Here is a 17,255-nt window from a genome sequence, read left to right on the forward strand (position 1 = left end):
TTTTACATCAACAGCTTTTTTTACACTTTTGATATGGTATAAAATATATAAAAACAATCCAAAAAACTCTAATAAGGATAAAGAATAAAATCGATGAGCTTTTTAACTAAAAAATATTTATTCATATTAACATTTGCACTAGTAGCTATTCAGAGTTATTTTTATTTAGATCATATAACAAGTGACTATAAACTAATAAATGAATATAGATATATAGATGAAACAACGCTACTTAATGGTAGTGAAGTATCCAATAAAGAATATATCAATAACAATTTAATATTTAATCCAGAAAAAGAAGAAAAATTTTCTTCTACAAACGATATTTTCTTTAATGATCAAAAAGATATGGGACTAATGTTCAAAAATATTATGAAACCTATTGTTCTAGAAAAAAATAAGCAATTGTCTTATGGCCATATTTTGAATGGTGATTATAAAACACATTTTCCTAATATTTATTATAATAAATATAAAAATATTCTTTTATCTGATTATTTGTTAGTAGATAATTATAAAGACTTAACTAGATATACACATGTTTTAGATGATGGTTCAGTTGAGCCTATCTTTGATGAATATCCTATGTTTCAAGCAGCAACTATTGCAAAATTAAAAGAAAAAATGGATTTTATCCGTTTTAACATTTATGAACAAAATATGCAAATACTTGATAGATATTATATCCATGAAAATTCATTTGTCTTATCACCTATCAATGAGATGAAACTCGGTAGAGATAACTCTGAAATATTTTCACAGTATGGTTTTTTGAGTGTCATGATCATTGATAAAATAATGGATGTGTATGGTGGATTTTCTATTAACAATTATGAGAAGGCTAAAAAGACAATAGATTTAATCTATTACTTGATTGCTGTAGCTTTTATTTTTTATTTTTTTAGGGATAATTATTTACGTATAATTTTTATATTACTTTTAGGTATAGCTTTATTTGGTAATCGATATTATGCATTTTCTTATGCACCAACGGTCACAAATTCAAGACATTTATTAGACATATTTATTATTGGTGCATTTTTAAGTTATTCATTAACATTAAAAAAAAAATATCTTATCGCAATAGCATTATTATCCATTTTATCCATTTGGATAGCAAAAGATTTTGGGCAATTTATATTTTTCTCAACACTTGGTACATTAAGTATACTTTTGGGTATAAATTTTATTAGAAATAGATTAATAGATAAAATATTTTTGTTTATACTTTGTTCTATTGGTTTAGCTGGCATTATTTCTTTTAAGTCTTATCCGTTAATGGAAAATCCATCTATTAAATATTTCTTAGATGGATTTTATTCCTTTCCTTTTGCATCAAATCTATTTTATTTTATAGTATTATTGACGGTTTTTATGCAATGGTTACTACTTTTTTTCTTTTACAACAAATTAGAAGAAAAAAAATATCTTTCTAGTTATATCTTTTTGCTCTTTTATACAGAATTTTTATTTACGTATTTTATTTGGCATGGATCATTAAATAATATAATTATTTATATATTTATCTTTTCTTTGCCATTTATGATTTTGTATCATTTACTAGATTTTCAATATAAAAGATATTTCTCCTTATCAATCATTTTAGTTCTTTTGATATGTTATGCAAACTTGTTAGGTTCATTTATAGATGATAAAACCACTTACAATGATGTATTTAAAACTCATAAATTGTATAAATGGAATCATGAAAGAGCAGGTGGTATCTTAAGTACTTATAGCTTTGATGATTTCCAAAATTCTATAGATCTGATTAAAAAACATAATCCCGAAAATAAATTTTATATGATTTCAAAATACGACAATATCTTAGGCATATTGTCAGAAAAATACAGTGGATTTCCATTTTTTGAATTAAGATCAACCATTGTAACAAAATACGAATATCAGACTATTAAACAGATGATTGAACAGGATGCTGATTTGCTATTTGTTGATAATGATATAAATAGAGATTTTACGCAAGAGATGTCCCAAATGTCTTTTTTTGATTTAGAATCTTTTTGGAGAAATGAATCTTTAAAACAAAGAATTCCAAAATTAAAGACTTTACAAAATTTATTTAATGATGTTAAAAATGATTACGAATTAGTGGAAAAAGGGAGTCTAATCAGTGTCTATAAGAAAAAATAAAAATTATATTTTCATTTGTCTTTTGTTTATATCTGTTTTATTATTATCTTCTACGATAGTATCGTATAATAAAATAAATATGAATTTGAATAGTTTTTTTGCCAAAAATACGACAGTTGTCTTGGAAAAAGAAAAAAATATTTCATTACCTATAAGCAGGAATATCTCTTGCGAATTAGACATATTCTTTTACCTTGATGAAAAAAGTCATTTATTAGAAAATATATTTCAAACAAGTAGTATTAATTCTGGCATAAGAGCAGAATTTGGTCAAAATAATGAACTTTGGGTCTTGACTAATGATCTAGATAATAAATTATTAGGTATTAATATCAGCCAAGGTTTATTGCAAAATCAAGAGAACCATCTGTACCTTCAATATTATAAAAATAGGCTTTTGATCACAATAAATAATCAAAAAATTTCTAATAACTTTGTAACTTTAAATCCAGTATTTGATAATGTTATGATCGGACAAGGTTTTGACCAGACACGAATTTTTAGTGGACAGGTTAAGCCTTTGCTCATTCAATATAAAAATATACAAGAATATGATTATGCTATGTTGTTACTTACTGTCTTGATTTTATCAATTCTATTAATTCTGATTTTATTGTATACAACCAATGATTCCTTAGAAGCAATTTACAAAATAGAATCGAAAATTTACAATAAAAATCAAATCAATCACTTATTATCAATTCGTGCAATAGCTTGGATTATGGTCTTTGTTATTCATACATATATTATATTTAATTATAATTTCCAGTTACCTGAAAATAAGTTTTTCTTGTTTGAAAAATTTGATATTTCATTTTTCTTGTTTACTTCTCCTTGGGCTGGAGTATGGATATTTTTTGTTTTATCTGGTTTTCTGATGGGCAAAAACTTTACCTCTCAAAAATATAATTTTGATGCAAATGGCATTAAAAATTTTTATATGAATAGGGTTATTCAAATCTTCCCTATATATCTTTTATCAGTTTTTGTTGTTTCTATATTTATGCATCCAGAAATATTCCAGATGGAAAATATAAAATATCTTTTTAGAGTGTTGACATTTACCAATGATAGTGAATTGCCAATTAACATAAATGGTGCATTGTGGACACTCAGTACTGAAATACAATTTTACATTTTAGTTCCATTCCTTGTGATTATACTAGATAAAAGTATGAAGTCCTTTAACTCTTACATTGTATTTTGGGTTATTGTTTTACTTGGATTGTCTCAAAGAACTTTTTCTGATTTGTCTTTTGGGCATGAAGATATGATTTATTGGGGCAGATATATCTATAAGCCACTTTTTAGTAATTTAGATCTATTTTTAATTGGTATGAGTGCAAACTTTTTTATTCACGAGGTACTCAAGAAAAATTTAGAAAAGTTTTTTAATTATCGAATAGCTATTATCTTGTTTTTCATCTTGTTTTTCATAAATAGTTTTATTGGATATAAAACATTTATTATTGCAAATTTAAAGTATACGAAAATATTTATATGCCTTATGCCGTCTTTAACAGCAATTGTCACTGCCTATTTGATTACATGCCTAGAAGTGAATGATATTAAAAAGCAAATTATTGTTAAGAAAATGTCTATTATTCATTATTTTGGAATGTTAACATTCCCTATTTATGTTTGGCATGAACCTCTTCTCATGCAGGTTAACAAAATTTTAGTATTACAGAGTCCTTTTTTTATGAAATTTATTGTTGGATTAGTCTTGACAACCTGTTTTGCTATGCTCATGTATTATTTCATTGAAAAGCCAATGAGAGTTTTAAAAAAACAAAATGCTTCTGCAGAAAATAGGAATCAAAAGAATGACAAGTAGAATCACATGGCTAGATAGAGCTAAAGGTATAGGTATTTTGCTTGTTGTTATAGGGCATACAGTTGCTCCGTCTTCTATCACAGCAAATACAATATTTTCTTTTCATATGCCTTTGTTCTTTATTCTCTCTGGATATTTATTTAATTTTAGTAAATATGAAAAAAATATAAGTCTTTTGTTTAAAAATCGTATTAAAAGTCTTTTATATCCATATTTTGTAAGTGGCTTTATTTTTTTTATAATTTTTTTATTGTTTCAGTGTCCAAATCCAATTGTTGGAACTCCGTTATCAAATATTTTAGCTATTTTGTGGCAAATTATTGAAAGCTCTTTATATGGAGTTGGTGCGATTAATATTTATACGCCATTATCAAATATTGCTCCCGTTGGCCCAGCGTGGTTTGTTGTATCTTTATTCTGTGCAGAATTTTTACTTTTATTTTTTCTAAAGTTGACGTTAAATTTTAACAGCGTTATATCTTTCTTTTTTGTATTATGCATATCTGCTGCTGGTGTATTAATTGGTAAAATAATCTTTTTACCATGGAGTTTTGATATTTCTATGGTAGGTTTATTGTTTTTATATGTGGGATATTTAATGAAACAATATAATATCCTTGAAAGGATAAATAAGCAAATTCTCTTCATCACATTATTATTATGGCTAATATGCTTAAAATTTAGTTATTTATCTATGAATGACAGAGATTATCAACATTTTTTTCTTTCATTTATAGGAGCAATAGCTGCATCAGTAATTCTTATGTATTTGGTAAATAAATTTTTAAATACGGATAATTATATATCCAATTTTATTAGTTACCTTGGATCACAATCACTTATTATTTTGCTTTTTCATAATATGATGTTTGTTTATTTATCGCAAACATCTATCATTAGGTATCATTGGAGTAGCGAAACATTTTATTTAATTTTTTCTAGCTTGGCAATAGGAAATATTATTAAAATGACTCCTTTTATAAATAAATTTTTCTTTAGTAATTCTAAATTGAATAGAGAAATCTAAAATGAAAAAACAACTTATTTCATTCCTTTTTGTGGGAATTTTAAATACTATTTTTGGGTATTCTTTATTTGCATTTTTTATTTTTTTGAATATGCACTATTCGTTGGCTGTTTTGTGCTCAACGATTTTAGGGGTCTTGTTTAATTTTAAAACCATAGGTAAGTTAGTCTTTGGTAGTCATGATAACAGTCTTATTTTTAGATTTGTTGCTGTTTACATTATCATTTATGGGCTGAATATCTCTTTTCTCTGGTTATTTAAGTATTTTGGTTTTGAAAATATGTATATAAATGGCGTTGTATTACTTACACCTTTAGCTGTGGTATCGTTTGTATTAAATAAAAAATTTGTTTTTAGGACTAAAACTGTATGAAAAAAATAAGTATTGTAACAGCATGTTATAATGAAGAAGACAATGTTGAAGAGTTATATACTCAAGTTAAAAAAGTGATGAATGAAAAGGTGTCTCATTATGAGTATGAGCATATTTTTATTGATAATGCATCGGAAGATCGCACTGTTGAAATTTTGAGAAATATTGCTTTTCAAGATAAAAATGTCAAAGTTATTGTTAATGCAAGAAACTTTGGGCATATTAAGTCTCCGACACATGCTTTGTTTCAAGCAACTGGAGATGCTGTCATCTCTGTCGTTGCTGATCTTCAAGATCCACCAGAATTGTTACCTGTTTTTATTCAAAAATGGGAAGAAGGCAATGAAATCGTTCTTGCTGTCAAAAAAGAGAGTGAAGAGCATGGTTTGATGTTTAAAGTGAGGGAGTTGTATTATGACCTGCTTGGTAAACTTTCAGAAGTGAGAATCTTTAAAAATTGTACGGGATTTGGACTTTTTGATCGTAAGGTTATGGATGCTTTAAAAACTATGGACGATCCTTATCCATTCTTTAGAGGGATGCTGGCAGAAGTTGGTTTTAGTGTTGCAATGATACCTTATAATCAGCCAGTACGTATTCGTGGACTTACGAAAAATAATTTTTACTCATTATATGATATGGGAATGTTAGGGATTATCAATAATTCAAAAGTACCCCTTAGAATGGCAATTTTTATCGGTACTCTTTTCGGCCTTCTTAGCTTGTTAATGGGAGTAGGATATACAATTGCAAAATTAGTGTTATGGGATGAAATGAGCTTAGGTATAGCACCATTACTTATTATGACAGCATTTATGTTTTCTGTAATGCTCTTTTTTATAGGGATTATTGGCGAATATATAGGAGCTATTTACACACAAGTACTTAAACGGCCATTGGTTTTTGAGAAGGAGCGCATTAATTTTGATTAAGAGCAATACTACTTGGGTATTTATCTTTCAATTCTTAAAAATTTTAAATGGATTAATTCCTGTATTGCTTATACCTCTTTATTTATCACATGAGGATCAAGGATTATGGTTTTTGATGCTGAGTTTTGGGAGTATTGTCTTACTCTTTAGTGCAGCACAAAATGGCATAGTACTTATCTTTGGTGCTCATGAGTTTAAAAACTTGTTAATTGAAAAATTAACCATCATAGGTCATATAAAAGACAAAAACAGTTTGTTAGCGTTTACACGTTACAGTAAAAAATTTTTTATCATTTTTTTAACATGTCTAAGCCTAGCTGTCTTTCTATTTTTTTCTTTTTATATTCAGCATAACACTCCTTTACTCATTCATACTGATCTTATTATGATTTTTGGTATGTATCTTCTAGGCATATTTCTTTTTACATTAAATTTTTCTTTTTTAAGTTATCTTGAAAGTTTCAATCAGGTTCTTTTTGCGTATCAAGCCAAATCATTTTTGATGTTTGTTGTTATCTGTTTGACATGCCTTCTTCTTTACTTCAATTATGGTCTCTATGCCCTTTCATATTCGATTTTTATATCGATGTTGATCGCTTTCTGTATTTTATGTATAAAATTTAGAACTATCATCGTTGGATCTTTTAAGACGAAGGCTATTTTTAATAAACATAAACAAAAAATATTTGTTAACTATTTTCAAAAGAATACATTTAGTATGGTAAGTGGATTTCTTTTATTTCAGGTTTATACGCCTATTGTGTATTATTTCAAAGGTAGTGTTATTGCAGGAAAAGTTGGTTTGAGTATAGCAATATTAAGTGCATTATTTGCAGTTTCCATTGCTCCACTAAATGCTAAGATGGCTAGTATTATTAGGATGATTGCTGCAAAGAAATATCAAGAATCTTATATTCTTTATTTTAAAGTCAGCCAATTGGCTCTTATTATCTTTCTTTTTTTGGGTAGCTTAGGAGCGTTCTTATTATTTAAGATCGATATTTTTTATATTTATAAAGAACGTGTTGTTGATTTCTTTTCTTTTATGCTTTTATGGCTTGCTTGGTTGTTTCAAGTTATTGTCTATATATTTGTAACCTATATTCGATGCTTTAAACGGGAATTGTTTATTATCCCTACCGTCATTTCTGCATTCTATATTTTAATTACAACTATCATAACATTGCACTATGATTTAGTAGACTATATATTTGTTGGGTTTTTATCGAGTTATGTTTTTGGACTACCGTGGATTTATGTTATTTATAGAAAATTTTTGGCTAGTAAAGGTGCATTAAAGTGAGTTGTCTTACCATTGCGATACCTACTTTTCAAAGAGCAAAGTATTTAGATATATGTTTGGCATCACTTGAAAAAAATATGCCTCAAACGATACAGGATGATATAGAAGTACTTGTTATTGACAATAATTCACAGGATAATACAGCTGAGATTATTAAAAAACATCAAATTTCTATGAATATAAGATATATTCGTAATAAGGAAAATATTGGTCCTGATGAAAATTTTAAAAAATGTATTACTAAAGCAACATCTCAATACGTTTGGATTTTTGGTGATGATGATGTCTTTTTCCCAACTACTTTAGAAAATATAATTGATATCTTAAAATCAAAAGAGACTATAGGACTGATTCATTTACGAGCTAAAAATTTTTATGATGATGCTGACATATTAGATTATCATGTTCAAACATTTTCGTGTATTCATATGGCATCAAAAGAAAATTTTGTTGCAAAAATACATACAAATATAACGTTTATCAGCGCAAATATTGTTAATAAAGAAATACTTTTAAAAACAATAAATTTAAAAGATATTCCAAATAATAATTTAGGACAAATGTATTGGAATATCATTTGTATTCTAAAAAGTGATTTAAATATTTTTGTTACTAATGAAGCATTTGGAGCAAGACAGTTTAATAGTGGAAGTTATAATCTTTGCGAAGTATTTGGAAAAAACTTTATAGACATGCTATATTTCATAAATCTTAAATATCCAATAAGTAGTTTTATAGAAATTTATATCAAACGATTACTTATGTTTTATCTTCCAGCCAATATTGTTAGAATAAGAAATGGTCTTTCAAAAGTTGAGTGTAAAGGTTGTTTTAAAATACTTTACACCAAATATAAATTTCGTATTTATTTTTGGATTTTTACGGTACCGGCAATGATCTTACCTAAAAAAATAGCTTTGTTTATTGTGAAACAAATAGAAATAATTCTGAAAAAGAAAAATTCATAAAGCACTGATTATGAAAATTCAAATAATTATTCCTATTTTTAATCCTCAAAAATCCTTCGGAAAAAAAATAATCCCCTTATTACAAAAACAAACTATATCTTCATCATATTTGGTAATTAATTCGGGCAATACGAGTATCGCTATTCCTGATGTACAAGACGTGAAAATACCTTCTTATGAATTCAACCATGCCAATACGCGTAATTTAGCGTTACATTACGAAGCGGATTTTTACCTTTTTATGACGCAAGACGCGATGCCATGTGACGGTTTTTTGGTAGAAAATCTGCTTCAAGCGTTTGAAGATCCCGATGTCGTCGTAGCGTATGCACGGCAAATTCCTTATGAAAATGCCGATGCGATTGAAGTGTTTGCGCGCACGACCAACTATCCGCCGATTTCTCGGGTGAAATCTCAAAGTGATTTACCCGTTTTGGGCATTAAGACGTTTTTTTGTTCCGATAGTTGTGCGATGTATAAAGCGCATTATTTTAAAGAAGTAGGCGGATTTACCAAAGATTTGTGTACCAACGAAGATATGGAGTTTGCGGCACGTGCGATTATGGACGGTAAAAAGATCGCGTACGTTGCTGAAGCAAAAGTATACCATTCGCACGTTTTGACATGTAAGGATATTTGGAGGCGTTACCGCACTATCGGACGTTTTTTTAAGGACAACCGTTGGATTTTAGACGAAGCGGCAAAATACGGCAAAATAGAATCTTCCGGCATAGGACAAGCGTGCAACGAACTACGTTATTTGCTTAAAAATGCCCCTAGCGCGCTTCCTCGTTCGATTCTCTGTTCGTTGATAAAATTCATCGCGTTTAAATCCTCTTTTTAACCTTCTTTTGTTACACTATTGTCTTGTTATACCACGGAGCATCGTATGCGTTATTTTATATTAAAGTTTTTCATCAGCCTTATTTTTTTTGTGATCAATCTTTACGCTTCTTTATGCATTGCCGACGTTTTTTTGGAGATGGATGCATCACAAACGCCCGCGCGTTACGGCTGGATGATTTTTATTTACATGTTAAGCTATTTTTACGTACGTTTGATGACGCATAGAATGGTAACGGTCAATGCGGCTATTTTATCGCTCAAGGCTAACTTCTTCTCGTTTGCGATTATTTTGATTATTATCGCTTTGGCAAAACTCAACGACACGACTTCACGAGCCATCGTTTGTATTTTTTACCTCTTGAATAATGCCAATGCTTTATGGTCGTATTACCTCAAAAAGATCTTTTTTCAATGGGAATATTTTAGACAGCCTGTTTTCGTGATCTGCGATAACCAAGGTTTGAAAAATGTTCGCACGTGGTTTGCCAAAGGCAATCCTTTCGGTTACGACATCAAAGGTATCGTCAATACCGATCTTTTATCGCCGAATATGGTTATGCAGACGATAGACTATCTTGTCGATGAACAGCAATTCGACTCCGTCGTCATTGACTTGGAATCCAACACGTTGCTGGATTTAAACATCTTGGTCAACCACGTGCAAAAACGTGTCCGCAAAGTCATTGTTTTGCCGAAAATGACGAAAATTCCTATTATTAACGGGGAGCTGATCAGCTCGATTCACCATAAGGGCATGGCATTTTATATCAAAAACAATCTTCTAAGCCCTTTGGATCAAGCGATCAAACGCGTGTTCGACGTCAGTGTTGCGTTTATCGCTTTCGTGTTGACATCGCCTTTTCTCATGTGGCTCTACGGCGTCGTATACGTAACGACCAAAGGGAATCCTATCTTTACGCACGAACGTATCGGTTTTGGCGGCAAGAAGTTTAAGGTTTATAAATTCCGTACGATGTATATTGACGCCAACGAGCGCCTTGAAGAGCTTTTAGAAACATGCGAAGAGAGCAAAGAAGAGTGGGAGAGGGATTTTAAGCTCAAAGACGATCCTCGCATCACGAAAATAGGCAAATTTTTACGCAAAACCTCTTTAGACGAGCTCCCGCAACTCCTTAACGTTTTAAGAGGCGAGATGTCCTTGGTAGGTCCTCGTCCTATCATCGAACAAGAAGTCGCCAAGTACGGCGAATACTTTGAGTATTTTATCGCCGTAAAACCGGGCATTACAGGCTTATGGCAAGTCAGCGGCCGCAACGACATCGAATACGACGAGCGTGTACAACTGGATGTATGGTATGTGCGTAACTGGTCGATAGAACTGGATTTGCAGATTTTGTTCAAAACCGTTTTGGTCGTATTGGGGAGAAAAGGAAGCTACTGATAAAAGGGTAGTCAAACGTAAAAAATGTTGGGAAGGGGTATTTGCTAGGGTGAAATAAGGTGGTGGTGGCTGGAGACGGAATCGAACCGCCGACACGGAGATTTTCAGTCTCCTGCTCTACCGACTGAGCTATCCAGCCACGTTTTGAAGAGTTGAAATTATAGCTTAAAAACTTTAATACTAGCTTAGTGCCAACTCTTTGAAACGATCGCCGCGATGGGCATAGGATTTAAACTGATCCAAACTTGCCGCCGCGGGAGAAAGGAGGGCGACGGTCTCTTTTGTATGGACAGCGTGAATTTGCTTCATCGCTTCTTCGAGAATAAAGCATTTTGAGAGCCAAACACCCTCTTTTTGCGCCAAAGAAGCCAGTCTTTCGGTATTGGAACCGATAGCAAAAATCTTGACATGTAAGGTTTTCATAAAGTCGAAAAGTTCTTGCAAATCAACGCCTTTGTCGTCGCCTCCGAGCACCAGTAAAATCTGCTTGTCTTTATAACGCTTTAACGCTTCCACGGTCGCATCGACGTTGGTGCCTTTAGAGTCGTCGACCCAGAGACGTCCTTGCGTATCGTGAAACTCTTCGATTTTATAGTGGTCGATTTTAAACGTATTGAGGTGGGCATAATCGACCGTATCGAGTAAAATTTTTTGTGCACATGCAGCGAGTACGGCATCGAGTAAAAACGGCGATTTGAAGTGAATGCGGTCGATGTCGATTCCTACGTGTTGCGCTAAATCCGTTTCGTTTTCATAAGCCACGATATGGGCAAGTGTTGGCGTATCGGCGAAGGCTTTGGGAACAACGGCTACGCTACCTTCTTTCATACGCCTCAAAACGGAAAGTTTTGCTTCGATGTAGGCTTCCATACTTCCGTGCCACGTCAAATGATCAGGTTTGATCGGAAGAAGCAAGTAAATATCGGGTGCCGTGATTTTTGTATAGTGAAACGTGAACGAACTGGTTTCCAAAATCCATATCGTTGCTTTTTCGTCGATGGCGGCCAAGGGCGTTCCGATGTTACCGCCGGCACATGCGCCTTTGTCTTGGAGCAGATGTTCGCAAATTTGCGTCGTTGTCGTCTTTCCGTTGGTTCCGCTGATCCAAATCGAAAAGGGCATTTGCTCTTTAAAAAAGTCGTACTCGCTTGTGACGTGTTTGGCTTTAACGATAAGCGGATGGTTGGATGGAAATCCGGGGCTGGGGATTTCAACGTCGCTTTGTTCGGGATCGAAGCAAGAGGGCGGTAACAAACGATTACCGTATTCGTCCGTACTTGGTTCGGTAAAATGATCGTCGAAGATCTGACATTGTCCGCTAAATTTTGCCGCAATAGCTTTGGTTGTTTTTCCGTGTCCGAAGAGTGTTATTGTCATCTGATTTTCAATGCCGTTAGTGCTAAAAGATTTGACATCAATGCGAGAATCCAAAATCGCACGATAATCTTGTTTTCCGGCCAACCTTTTACCTCAAAGTGGTGATGGATCGGCGCCATAAGAAAGATCCGTTTTTTGCGTGTTTTATAACTGCCTACTTGTAAAATAACCGATACGGTTTCTAGGACGAAGACAAACCCGACGAGAAACAACAAAATCTCATTTTTAGAAATAATCGCCATATAACCGATAAACGAGCCGATACTCAGGCTTCCGCTATCGCCCATAAAAACTTCGGCGGGGTAGCAATTGAACCATAAAAAACCGACGAGCGAACCCATAACGGCCGTGGCGACGATGACCACTTCGCCGCTTCCTCCGACTTTAGGAAGCAATAAATAACCGCTTAAATACGCATTGCCGCCGACGTAAACAAAAACGCCGAGCGATAAAATAGAAAAGATGGAAGGTACTGTTGCAAGTCCGTCGAGTCCGTCGGTGAGATTGACCGCGTTACTGGCGGAAACCATGACTAAAATCCAAAAAGCGATCGCAAAAAGATGCATATCGAAAAGCGGAAATTTGTAAAAAGGAATAAAAAAATGGGTATTCATGTCGACGGCGATGTAGAGCGTCAAAGCAATTACGAGCGAAGCGGCAATTTGTAACAAGAGTTTGCCTCTAGGACTCAGTCCCGCAGTGTTGCTTTTGCCCAAAATTTTGGAGAGGTCGTCTTGGACGCCGATAAGGCCGAAGAGCACTAAACACGCTAGACCTCCGATGACGAAAAGATTGTCCATACGTGCGTTAATCAAAATGGCAATGGTCGAGGCGCATAAAAAGACCAATCCGCCCATTGTCGGCGTTTTGCCTTTTTGTTGGTGGGTTTTGGGGGCAAGATCGTAGATCGGTTGGCTTGCGTTGCGCGCTTTTGCCCATCGAATAAATTTGGGCATCAGATAAATTGTCAGAATAAAACTGAAGAAAAAAGCAAATCCCGCTCTAACGGTAATGTATTGAAAAATATTGATCGACGTGAGTTGGTATAAAAAGTAAAACATAAAGTGTATTTCCAAAAAGTTAAGGATACTAGACCTCTTTTACGGCCTATGCGCGATAGGCTATAAAAGAAGTCTAAAAGCAACATTTTAGTACCATATTGCTTATAAGCTTATAACAAAGGGTGGGATTTGAAACCGCAGATTCAAAAAACCTTACTGATTATTACGGACGGTATCGGACACAATGCTTCCGATACCGCCAATGCCTTCGCTATGGCGCATAAACCGACGTATGAACGGCTTTTTAAGGAAGTACCCTACGCGTTGGTTGCGACTTCTGGACTTAGCGTCGGGCTTCCCGAGGGGCAGATGGGCAACAGCGAAGTCGGGCACATGTGCATCGGTAGCGGACGTGTTTTGTACCAAAACCTCGTCAAGATTTCTTTAGCAGCGCAAGATGGATCTTTAGCGAGCAATCCGGCGTTGACGTCTTTGTTACATGTCAAGGGCGATATTCATATCGTAGGGCTTGCAAGCGACGGCGGCGTGCATTCGCATATCGAACATATTATCGCGTTGGCGCACATTGCGGAAGCTCAAGGCAAAACGGTACGCTTACATGTCATTACCGACGGGCGTGATGTTTCGCCGACGTCGGGCGTCTCGTTCGTGGAACGTTTGGAAAGCATTTGCACGGAACATATCGGCATTGCGTCGATTTCGGGACGTTTTTTTAGTATGGATCGCGACAACCGTTGGGAACGAATCGAACAAGGATACCGTGCTATCGTAGATGCAACGCCTAAAACGACGCTCGGTGCCAAAGACTACGTGCAGTCGATGTACGATAAAGGCATTACCGACGAGTTTATCGAGCCGGTTGCACTTGAGGGTTTTCAGGGTATTAAAAGTGAGGACGGCGTTATCTTCGCCAATTTTAGAAACGATCGTATGCGCGAGCTTTCCCGAGCGATCGGTTTTAAAGAGTTCGGCGAGTTCTCGCGCACGCTAAACGGTGTGGAATGCGTGACGATGAGCGAGTACGATAGCACGTATCCGTTTGCGATTTTGTTCGAATCGCAAACGCCTCAAAACGTCTTAAGCGACGTGGTTTCGGCGGCGGGACTTTCTCAGTTTCATACGGCGGAAACGGAAAAATACGCTCATGTTACGTTTTTCTTTAACGGCGGCGTGGAAGAGCCTAAAGTCGGCGAAACCAGACTTTTAGTTCCCAGTCCCAAAGTCAAAACGTACGATTTGGAGCCTCAAATGAGTGCGAAAGCCGTTGCCGACGCGGTTTTAAGCGCGATGGACGCAGCGTACGATTTTATCGTCGTCAATTTTGCTAACGGTGATATGGTCGGGCATACGGGAAGTCTAGACGCTGCCATCAAAGCCGTTGAAGCGGTGGATGAGGCGTTGGGACGGTTGTTTGACAAAGCTTCGGCGGCGGATTATTCCGTGGTACTGACGAGCGATCACGGAAATTGCGAGCAGATGTTCGACGAAACGGGAGCCAAATTAACAAACCACACGACTTTCGACGTCTACGCTTTCGTGTTGGACAAGCGCGTCAAACACGTTCGCAAAGGCGCGCTGAATCATATCGCGCCGACGGTTTTAGCGTTGATGGGGCTTGAAATTCCATCTGAAATGGATGCACCGTTGGTGTCGTTTTAGACTCTACATGTCAAGATTTAACAAAGGAAAGATCAATGAAATTTAACGGAAAAAATGTTTTAGTTACGGGTGCGGCAAGCGGTATCGGTCAAGAGATCGCCTTGACGTTGGCGCAATACGGGTTAAAAGTATGGATCAACTATCGTTCACGCCCCGAGCAAGCCGACGCAATCAAAGCGCAAATCGAAGCAAACGGCGGCGTAGCGGCGGTGATCGGCTTTGACGTTGCGGACGAAGAAGCCTTTGTCGAAGGTATCAAAACGATCGTCGATAGCGACGGAGAACTCTCGTATTTGGTCAACAATGCGGGTATTACCAACGATAAATTGGCGATTCGTATGAAAAAAGAGGATTTTACGTCCGTCATCGATATCAATCTGACGTCGGCGTTCGTAGGATGCCGCGAAGCACTCAAAACGATGAGCAAAAAGCGTTTCGGTAGCGTCGTCAATATCGCTTCGATCGTCGGCGAAACGGGCAATGCGGGACAAGTCAATTACAGTGCGAGCAAAGGCGGTTTGATTGCGATGACCAAAAGTTTCGCGCAAGAAGGAAGTGCCAGAGACGTACGTTTTAACGCCGTAACCCCCGGTTTTATTGCGACTGAAATGACCGATAAATTAAGCGACGAGATTAAAGAAAGTTATACGTCGAAGATTCCGTTGAAGCGTTTCGGAACGCCTAAGGACATCGCAGAAGCGGTCGCTTTTTTACTCAGCGATAGTGCCGCTTACATCACGGGGGAAGTGCTAAAAGTCAACGGCGGCATGTACATGTAAGCGATACCAAATTCAAATTAAAGTTTTTTTTGATAAAATAGTGAAAATTTTTTAAAGGAGCTATTAAATGGCACTATTCGATGATGTAAAAGCGGTCGTTGTTGAACAATTAAACGTAAATCCCGACGAGGTAAAAGAAGAGTCAAAATTTGTAGAAGATTTGGGCGCGGACTCTTTGGACGTTGTAGAACTCGTTATGGCACTTGAAGAGAAATTCGATATCGAAATTCCCGACACCGACGCTGAAAAAATCGTCACCGTCAAAGATGCAATGTCTTACATTGAAGCACACAAATAATTTCATAACGCATAAAGCCCGTTTGATCGGGCTCTCCTACTCCCCATTAGATCACAAAAGAGGATAAAAATTTGAAAAGAGTCGTTGTTACCGGTATAGGAATGATTAATTCACTGGGTTTGGATAAAGAGAGTTCTTTTAAAGCTATCGTTGAAGGTCAATGTGGCATTAAAAGCATTAGTTCGTTTGACGCGACCGAACATTCTGTGACTATCGCCGGCGAGATCATCGGCTTTGATCCCAATACGATTATGAATCCCAAAGAAGTCAAAAAAGCCGACCGTTTTATTCAGTTGGGTCTTGCCGCAGCGAAAGAAGCGATGCATGATGCGAAATTTGAAAGTTTTGAGTCCGAGCGTTTCGGTGTCAGTTCGGCTTCGGGTATCGGCGGATTGATCGTCATCGAAAAAAACTCCGTGATCGTCAATACCGCAGGCCCTCGTAAAATTTCTCCGTTTTTTATTCCTTCCGCGTTAATTAACATGTTAGGCGGTATGGTTTCGATCGAGTACGGTTTAAAAGGGCCGAACCTCTCTTCGGTAACGGCATGTGCGGCGGGAACGCATGCGATTAGCGACGCAACGAAAACGATTTTAACGGGCGGTGCGAAAAAAATGCTTGTTGTCGGTGCCGAGGCGGCAATTTGTGCGGCGGGTATCGGCGGATTTTCGTCGATGAAAGCACTTTCGACGCGCAACGACGATCCCCAACGTGCTTCACGTCCGTTTGATGCGGAACGTGACGGTTTTATTATGGGCGAGGGTGCGGGCGCGTTAGTCCTCGAACTTTACGACGATGCGGTCGCTAGAGGTGCGCACATTTACGGCGAAGTGGTTGGATTCGGTGAAAGTGCCGACGCCAGCCATATCACTTCTCCGAGCATGGACGGTCCTTACCGTGCGATGAAAGCGGCATACGAAATGGCAGGTTCTCCTCGTATCGATTATATCAACGCACACGGAACGAGCACGCCGGCAAACGATAAAAACGAAACGGCAGCGATTAAAGAGCTTTTCGGCGCAAACGTACCGCAAATCAGCTCCACTAAAGGTCAAATCGGTCACTGCTTGGGTGCAGCGGGTGCTATTGAAGCGGTTATCTGCCTTATGGCGATGCGCGATGAAATCTTGCCTCCGACGATCAATTACGAAAACCCCGATCCCGAATGCGATTTGGATTATATCCCCAATACGGCTCGAAAATGCAAAGCTCACTATATTATGAGTAACTCATTCGGCTTTGGCGGAACCAACGGCTCCGTCATTTTTAAGCGCGTATAAG

15 protein-coding genes and 1 tRNA gene are annotated in these 17,255 nt (G+C 36.1%); 13 read left to right on the top strand and 3 right to left on the bottom strand.

From position 1 onward, the window contains the following. Positions 1 to 93: 93 nt before the first annotated feature. The 9 genes from NL930_RS02910 to NL930_RS02950 all read left to right on the top strand — a co-directional run bounded on the left by NL930_RS02910 (position 94) and on the right by NL930_RS02950 (position 10,839). A complete protein-coding gene (locus NL930_RS02910; protein ID WP_254376992.1) occupies positions 94 to 2,151 on the top strand; it encodes a hypothetical protein in 2,058 nt (685 codons plus the stop codon). Next, positions 2,132 to 3,988: an acyltransferase gene (locus NL930_RS02915; protein WP_254376991.1), complete on the top strand. Its 1,857-nt coding sequence runs from the start codon at positions 2,132 to 2,134 to the stop codon at positions 3,986 to 3,988. The genes NL930_RS02910 and NL930_RS02915 overlap by 20 nt, the downstream gene beginning before the upstream one ends. Then, a complete protein-coding gene (locus NL930_RS02920; RefSeq protein ID WP_254376990.1) occupies positions 3,978 to 5,015 on the top strand; it encodes an acyltransferase family protein in 1,038 nt (345 codons plus the stop codon). Before NL930_RS02915 ends, NL930_RS02920 begins: the two co-directional genes overlap by 11 nt. Position 5,016: 1 nt before the next feature. Further along, a complete protein-coding gene (locus NL930_RS02925; RefSeq protein ID WP_254376989.1) occupies positions 5,017 to 5,388 on the top strand; it encodes a GtrA family protein in 372 nt (123 codons plus the stop codon). Then, positions 5,385 to 6,320 (top strand): glycosyltransferase family 2 protein, encoded by a 936-nt coding sequence (locus tag NL930_RS02930; protein ID WP_254376988.1) that lies wholly within the window; start codon positions 5,385 to 5,387, stop codon positions 6,318 to 6,320. The genes NL930_RS02925 and NL930_RS02930 overlap by 4 nt, the downstream gene beginning before the upstream one ends. Next, positions 6,313 to 7,623, top strand: a complete 1,311-nt coding sequence (locus tag NL930_RS02935; RefSeq protein ID WP_254376987.1) for a hypothetical protein — start codon at positions 6,313 to 6,315, stop codon at positions 7,621 to 7,623. Before NL930_RS02930 ends, NL930_RS02935 begins: the two co-directional genes overlap by 8 nt. Continuing rightward, complete coding sequence (locus tag NL930_RS02940; protein ID WP_254376986.1) at positions 7,620 to 8,591, top strand: glycosyltransferase; 972 nt, start codon at positions 7,620 to 7,622, stop codon at positions 8,589 to 8,591. Before NL930_RS02935 ends, NL930_RS02940 begins: the two co-directional genes overlap by 4 nt. 160 nt (positions 8,592 to 8,751) lie before the next feature. Beyond that, positions 8,752 to 9,435, top strand: coding sequence for a glycosyltransferase family 2 protein (locus NL930_RS02945; RefSeq protein ID WP_254376985.1), 684 nt, complete (start codon positions 8,752 to 8,754; stop codon positions 9,433 to 9,435). Positions 9,436 to 9,480: 45 nt separating this feature from the next. Continuing rightward, on the top strand, positions 9,481 to 10,839 hold the full coding sequence (locus tag NL930_RS02950; RefSeq protein WP_254376984.1) for an exopolysaccharide biosynthesis polyprenyl glycosylphosphotransferase: 1,359 nt from the start codon (positions 9,481 to 9,483) through the stop codon (positions 10,837 to 10,839). Between the two features lie 63 nt (positions 10,840 to 10,902). Here the strand turns inward: NL930_RS02950 and NL930_RS02955 are convergent. From NL930_RS02955 to mraY, 3 genes are all read right to left on the bottom strand, one after another. Continuing rightward, positions 10,903 to 10,978: transfer RNA gene (locus tag NL930_RS02955), tRNA-Phe, on the bottom strand. 41 nt (positions 10,979 to 11,019) lie between these two features. Then, the gene (murD, locus tag NL930_RS02960) at positions 11,020 to 12,216 is read right to left on the bottom strand and encodes a UDP-N-acetylmuramoyl-L-alanine--D-glutamate ligase (protein WP_039675837.1); all 1,197 of its coding nucleotides are present in this window, start codon (positions 12,214 to 12,216) and stop codon (positions 11,020 to 11,022) included. Further along, the gene (mraY, locus tag NL930_RS02965; protein WP_039675839.1) at positions 12,213 to 13,277 is read right to left on the bottom strand and encodes a phospho-N-acetylmuramoyl-pentapeptide-transferase; all 1,065 of its coding nucleotides are present in this window, start codon (positions 13,275 to 13,277) and stop codon (positions 12,213 to 12,215) included. Before mraY ends, murD begins: the two co-directional genes overlap by 4 nt. 129 nt (positions 13,278 to 13,406) lie before the next feature. On the opposite strand from mraY, the gene gpmI reads away from it, so the two are divergent. The 4 genes from gpmI (at position 13,407) to NL930_RS02985 (ending at position 17,254) form a co-directional block, all read left to right on the top strand. Continuing rightward, positions 13,407 to 14,897: a 2,3-bisphosphoglycerate-independent phosphoglycerate mutase gene (gene gpmI / locus NL930_RS02970; RefSeq protein ID WP_254376983.1), complete on the top strand. Its 1,491-nt coding sequence runs from the start codon at positions 13,407 to 13,409 to the stop codon at positions 14,895 to 14,897. Between the two features lie 35 nt (positions 14,898 to 14,932). Then, a complete protein-coding gene (fabG, locus tag NL930_RS02975) occupies positions 14,933 to 15,676 on the top strand; it encodes a 3-oxoacyl-ACP reductase FabG (RefSeq protein ID WP_060825364.1) in 744 nt (247 codons plus the stop codon). A 67-nt stretch (positions 15,677 to 15,743) separates the two neighbouring features. Beyond that, a complete protein-coding gene (gene acpP / locus NL930_RS02980; protein ID WP_012857599.1) occupies positions 15,744 to 15,974 on the top strand; it encodes an acyl carrier protein in 231 nt (76 codons plus the stop codon). A 71-nt stretch (positions 15,975 to 16,045) separates the two neighbouring features. Continuing rightward, positions 16,046 to 17,254 carry a beta-ketoacyl-ACP synthase II gene (locus tag NL930_RS02985; RefSeq protein WP_039675846.1) on the top strand — a complete coding sequence of 403 codons (1,209 nt, stop codon included), beginning with the start codon at positions 16,046 to 16,048 and terminating at the stop codon, positions 17,252 to 17,254. Position 17,255: the final 1 nt, after the last annotated feature.

Origin of the sequence: Sulfurospirillum sp. hDNRA2, assembly GCF_024206095.2 — a bacterium.
GTDB lineage: Bacteria > Campylobacterota > Campylobacteria > Campylobacterales > Sulfurospirillaceae > Sulfurospirillum.